At 73.7% G+C, this 4,785-nt stretch carries 6 protein-coding genes and 1 pseudogene; 4 read left to right on the top strand and 3 right to left on the bottom strand.

Features of this window, described 5'->3' with window-relative positions; genetic code table 11:
• Positions 1-89: 89 nt before the first annotated feature.
• The gene (locus H5J29_RS21095; protein WP_181782775.1) at positions 90-2,225 is read left to right on the top strand and encodes a heavy metal translocating P-type ATPase; all 2,136 of its coding nucleotides are present in this window, start codon (positions 90-92) and stop codon (positions 2,223-2,225) included.
• 107 nt (positions 2,226-2,332) lie between these two features.
• Positions 2,333-2,659, top strand: a complete 327-nt coding sequence (locus tag H5J29_RS21100) for a hypothetical protein (RefSeq protein ID WP_181782776.1) — start codon at positions 2,333-2,335, stop codon at positions 2,657-2,659.
• Positions 2,660-2,729: 70 nt separating this feature from the next.
• Here H5J29_RS21100 and H5J29_RS21105 read toward each other — a convergent pair whose 3' ends face one another.
• From H5J29_RS21105 to pdxT, 3 genes are all read right to left on the bottom strand, one after another.
• Positions 2,730-3,212: an SRPBCC family protein gene (locus H5J29_RS21105; protein ID WP_181782777.1), complete on the bottom strand. Its 483-nt coding sequence runs from the start codon at positions 3,210-3,212 to the stop codon at positions 2,730-2,732.
• Positions 3,209-3,547, bottom strand: a complete 339-nt coding sequence (locus H5J29_RS21110; RefSeq protein WP_181782778.1) for an ArsR/SmtB family transcription factor — start codon at positions 3,545-3,547, stop codon at positions 3,209-3,211. The genes H5J29_RS21105 and H5J29_RS21110 overlap by 4 nt, the downstream gene beginning before the upstream one ends.
• A 75-nt stretch (positions 3,548-3,622) precedes the next feature.
• Positions 3,623-4,237: a pyridoxal 5'-phosphate synthase glutaminase subunit PdxT gene (pdxT, locus tag H5J29_RS21115; RefSeq protein WP_181782782.1), complete on the bottom strand. Its 615-nt coding sequence runs from the start codon at positions 4,235-4,237 to the stop codon at positions 3,623-3,625.
• A gap of 46 nt (positions 4,238-4,283) precedes the next feature.
• Between pdxT and H5J29_RS21120 the strand changes: the two genes are divergently transcribed.
• Together H5J29_RS21120 and H5J29_RS21125 are read left to right on the top strand one after the other, a co-directional pair.
• Entirely contained in the window at positions 4,284-4,523 is a 240-nt protein-coding gene (locus H5J29_RS21120; RefSeq protein WP_181782779.1) for a DUF7661 family protein, read from the top strand.
• Positions 4,524-4,547: 24 nt separating this feature from the next.
• Positions 4,548-4,785, top strand: a pseudogene (locus H5J29_RS21125) (hypothetical protein); the annotation flags it as partial.

Below are 4,785 nucleotides of genomic sequence, written 5' to 3' on the forward strand. Positions count from 1 at the left end.
CGCGGACATCGTCAGCGAGGCCAGGGCGAGGATCGGCGAGGAGTCCCCCGCCCCCGGTGCGGCGACCGGCCACGGCCACGACCACTGACGTGCCGCGCGTCCTCTCCGACGCCGCGGGCCGCCTCCGCCTCGGTGTCCCGGAACTGACCGGCAGGGTCTCGCTGGCCGTCGCCGTGGAGGACGCGGTCGACGTCGTCGGCGGGGTCCGGCAGGTCCATGCCTACCCGCGGACCGGCAGTGTCGTCGTCTGGTACGACGCCACCCGCTGCGACCGCCGGGAGCTGCTCGAGGCGCTCGACAAGGGGCTCGGGGCCGACCCGGAGGCCACCGCCGAGCGCACGCCCCGCTCGGCCGACGTCCGCAACGGTGACCTGGTCCGGCTGGTCGTCGGGGGTGCGGCGTTGGCCGCACTCGGGGTCCGCCGCTTCGGGCTGCGCCGCCCGCCGATGCTCGGGCCGACGAGCCGGACCGTCGCCACCGGCGTCACGATCTTCACCGGGTACCCCTTCCTCCGCGGCGCCCTGCGGTCCCTGGGGGGCGGCCGCGGTGCCGGGACGGACGCGCTGGTGTCCGCGGCGACCGTGGCGTCGCTGGTGCTGCGGGAGAACGTCGTCGCGCTCACGGTGCTCTGGCTGCTCAACATCGGCGAGTACCTGCAGGACCTCACGCTGCGCCGCTCCCGGCGCGCGATCTCGGACCTGCTCACCGGTGCGCAGACCCGCACGTGGACGCGGCTGGCCGACGGCACCGAGGTCGAGGTCGACATCGACGCGGTCTCCCTCGGGGACGAGGTCGTGGTCCACGAGCACGTGGTGCTGCCGGTCGACGGCGAGGTCGTCGACGGGGACGGCATCGTCGACCAGGCGGCGATCACCGGCGAGCAGCTGCCCGTGTCGGTCGGCCCGGGCGTCCGGCTGCACGCGGGGTCGGTGCTGCTGCGCGGCCGGATCGTCGTCCGGGCGACGGCGGTCGGCCGGGACACGGCGATCGGGCGGATCATCTCCCGCGTCGAGTCCGCGCAGGACGACCGCGCCCCGATCCAGACCGTCGGCGAGAACTTCTCGCGCCGGTTCGTGCCCGCCTCCTTCGCCCTGTCCGCGCTGACCCTGCTGGTCACCCGGGACGTCCGGCGCGCGATGACGATGCTGCTGGTCGCCTGCCCGTGCGCGGTCGGGCTGTCCACGCCGACCGCGATCAGCGGCGCCATCGGCAACGGCGCCCGCCGCGGCATCCTGATCAAGGGCGGCGCGCACCTGGAGGCCGCGGGCCGGGTGGACGCGATCGTGTTCGACAAGACCGGCACGCTCACCCTGGGCCGCCCGGTCGTCACCAACGTCATCTCCTTCGACGACGGCTGGTCCCCCGAGCAGGTCCTCGCCTACGCCGCCAGCTCGGAGATCCACTCCCGGCACCCGTTGGCGCAGGCCGTGATCCGCTCCACCGAGGAGCGCCGGATCGAGATCCCGCCGCACGAGGAGTGCGAGGTCATCCTCGGCCTGGGCATGCGCGTGCGGTCCGACGGCCGGACGATGCTGATCGGCAGCCGGGAGCTGCTGCGCACGCAGAAGGTGCCCGTCAGCCGGGCGGCGTCCGGATGGGTCACGAGGCTGCAGAAGGCGGCCGAGACACCGCTGCTGCTCGCCGTCGACGGCAGGCTGGTCGGGCTCGTGTCCCTGCGCGACACCGTGCGCGCGGAGTCCCGCGAGGTGCTCGCGGCGCTGCGCGCCGACGGCGTGCGGCGGATCGTGCTGCTGACCGGGGACAACCCGCACACGGCCGCGGCCGTGGCCGCCGAGCTGGGCATCGACGAGTTCCGCGCGCAGGTCATGCCCGAGGAGAAGCAGGACGTCGTGCGGGCACTGCAGGCCGAGGGCCACACCGTGGCCATGATCGGCGACGGGACGAACGACGCCCCCGCGCTGGCGTTGGCGGACATCGGGATCGCCATGGGCGTGGGCGGCACGGACGTGGCCGTGGAGACCGCCGACGTCGCGCTCGCCGGGGACGACCTGCGCACCCTGCTGGACCTGCGCGACCTCGGCAGGCGCACGATCACGCTGATCCGGCAGAACTACGGCATGTCCATCGCGGTCAACGCCGCCGGTCTGGCGGTCTCCGCCGCCGGGGCCCTGTCGCCCGTCGTCGCGGCGGTGCTGCACAACGCGTCGAGCGTCGCCGTCGTCGGCAACAGCTCGCGGTTGATTCGTTACACCCTGCGCCCGTAGTTCACCGGGATCGGTGAAACCGCAGGCCCCGTGCTTACGCCGGACGGCCGCCGTCGATACACCCCACAGCAGGCCCCGCCGGGGCCCGATGCGAGGGGGGTGCGGAGATGGGACGGCACAGCACGACCGGATCCGGACGGGGCCGCGGGACCGCGCGCCTCACCTACGCCGCGGTCGCCGGGGCCGTCCTCGTGGGCGGTGGGACCGCCCTCCTGCCGGGTACCGACGAGGCCGCCGCCGCCCCACTGACCGTCACGGTCACCGGGCCGACGGCACCCCTCTACACCTGCGACCTGCAGTCCCCGCCGGCGTTCACCGACCCGGCCGAACCGGACACGATCACGAACCGGGCCTGCTCCTACGTCGACGACCTGGGCCGCGAGCGCTCCTTCGACCCGTGGATCGACGGGCAGCTGCTGCACGCGGCCCGCTGAGTCCGACGTCCGATGCCGGTATCGGTGGATCCAGGTCGCCGCCGAGACGGCGAACCCCGGACGCGGGACACTAGGCGAGCAGGGCGTCGATCTGCCCCATGGCCTGCCGCATGCCCTCCTCCATGCCCATCTGCACGAGCTGCTCCATCTGCTCCAGGCTCGTGAAGCGGCTCAGCGTGACCATGCGGGTCCCGGTGGCCGTGGCCTCCAGGGTGACGACGGCGGTGGTCGTCGGCATGGAGTCCGACGGCGTGCCGTTCTCGTCGGCGAACCCGTCCTCGAACTCCAGCCGGTTCGGCTCGTCCGCGGCGGTGATCCGCCACCAGCCGCGGGACTTCTCCCCCTCCGGGCCGGTCATGTAGTACGAGGCCCGGCCGCCCGGGGCGAGCTCCAGGACCTCGAAGGTGGCGGGCCAGGTCGGCGGGCCCCACCAGCGCTCCAGCTGCCGCGCGTCGGCCCAGACCTGCCACACCCGCTCGACGGGCGCGGCGAACTCCGCCACGAACGTCAGGGTCAGCTGGTCAGCGTCTCGCTCCGTGCTGATGACCGTCATGTCTCCTCCTCGGCGAGCAGCGCGTCGATCGCCTGCGCACGGTGGCGCCAGATCAGCTCGTACGAGTCCAGCAGTCGGGCGGCCTTGTGCAGCACCACGGGCGCGCCGTGCACGTGCTGCTCGCGGCCCCGCCGCTCCTTGTGGACGAGCCCGGCCCGCTCGAGCACCGCCACGTGCTTCTGCACGGCGGCGAAGCTCATGTCGTAGCGGCGGGCGAGCGTCGAGATCGACTGCCCCTGCCGCATGACCTGCAGGACGATGTCCCGACGAGTGGTGTCCGACAAGGCATGGAACAGGCGGTCCCACTCCTCGTCGGCGAGCTGATCTGCAACCACAAGGTTGTACGTTAGGGCAGATCCGCCGAAAGCACAACCATCTGGTTGTCTTTCTCGGTCCCGCGGTGCGGGGCGCTAGCCTTCCCGCACGATGTCGGCGAAGAGCTTGTGCACGCGCCCGTCCCCGGTCAGCTCCGGGTGGAAGGCCGTGGCCAGCACCGTCCCCTGCCGGACGGCGACCGCGCGGCCCGCGGACTCCCCCGCCTGCTCGACGTGCGGCACGGAACCCAGCACCTCCACCTCGGCGCCGACCTTCTCGACCCAGGGCGCCCTGATGAAGACCGCCCGGACCGGACCGCCCTCGACGCCCGTGACCTCGAGATCGGTCTCGAAGGAGTCCACCTGGCGGCCGAAGGCGTTGCGGCGCACCACGACGTCGAGCCCGCCGAGCTGCTGCTGGTCCGGCCTGCCGTCGAGCACCTCGCTCGCGAGCAGGATCATCCCGGCGCAGGAACCGTAGGCGGGCAGCCCCTCCGCCAGGCGGGCGCGCAGCGGCTCCAGCAGCTCGAACACGCCGAGGAGCGTGCTCATCGTGGTGGACTCGCCGCCCGGCAGCACGAGCCCGTCGACGGCCGCGAGCTCCGCCTCCCGGCGGACCGGGACCGCCCGCACCCCCGCGGCGGAGAGCGCCGCGAGGTGCTCACGGACGTCTCCCTGGAGGGCCAGGACACCGACGGTCGGGGACGCGATCACCACGATGACCAGGGTAGACGGTGACGCGCGGCATACTGGCACCGTGACCCGGCTGCGCTTCGACGTCTACGGCCGGTTCGTCGTGGACCTGGAGCGGCGGGACGGACGGTGGTGCGCCACGTACGTCGGCGAGGGGCGACGCAGGCCCGCCGAGGACGTGCGCGTGCCGGCGGAGGCCACCGAGGAGTCCCTGGCCGACCACCTCGACGTCCTCTTCCACGAGTACGCGAGGCCGGGCCAGGTCGTGCGCCGCCTCGGTCAGGGGCACGCCGGCGCGCTGTAAGGGGACTGCCGGACCGTCTCGGCCATGACCACCGCCGAGCGTCGCAGCACCCCCGTCCTCCTGGCCGCCGGGCCGTTCGTGATCGGCACCGACCTCGTCGTGACGGCGGGGATGGTGAGCGGGATGGCCGCCGGCCTCGAGACCTCGACCGCGGCGGTGGGCTGGGCCCTCACGGTCTCCGCGCTCGGCTATGCCATCGGCGCCCCGCTGCTGGGCGCCGTGCTGGGTGGGCGACGCAGCCGGGTCGTGCTGCTCGGGTCGC

The sequence above is a fragment of the Pseudonocardia pini genome (assembly GCF_013870575.1).
In the GTDB taxonomy this organism is placed as follows: domain Bacteria; phylum Actinomycetota; class Actinomycetes; order Mycobacteriales; family Pseudonocardiaceae; genus Pseudonocardia; species Pseudonocardia pini.

Bases quoted from the DNA above. Each gene is read 5' to 3' on its own strand.
- H5J29_RS21100 (WP_181782776.1), top strand. From the start codon at position 2,333: ATGGGACGGCACAGCACGACCGGATCCGGACGGGGCCGCGGGACCGCG.
- H5J29_RS21105 (WP_181782777.1), bottom strand. From the start codon at position 3,212: ATGACGGTCATCAGCACGGAGCGAGACGCTGACCAGCTGACCCTGACG.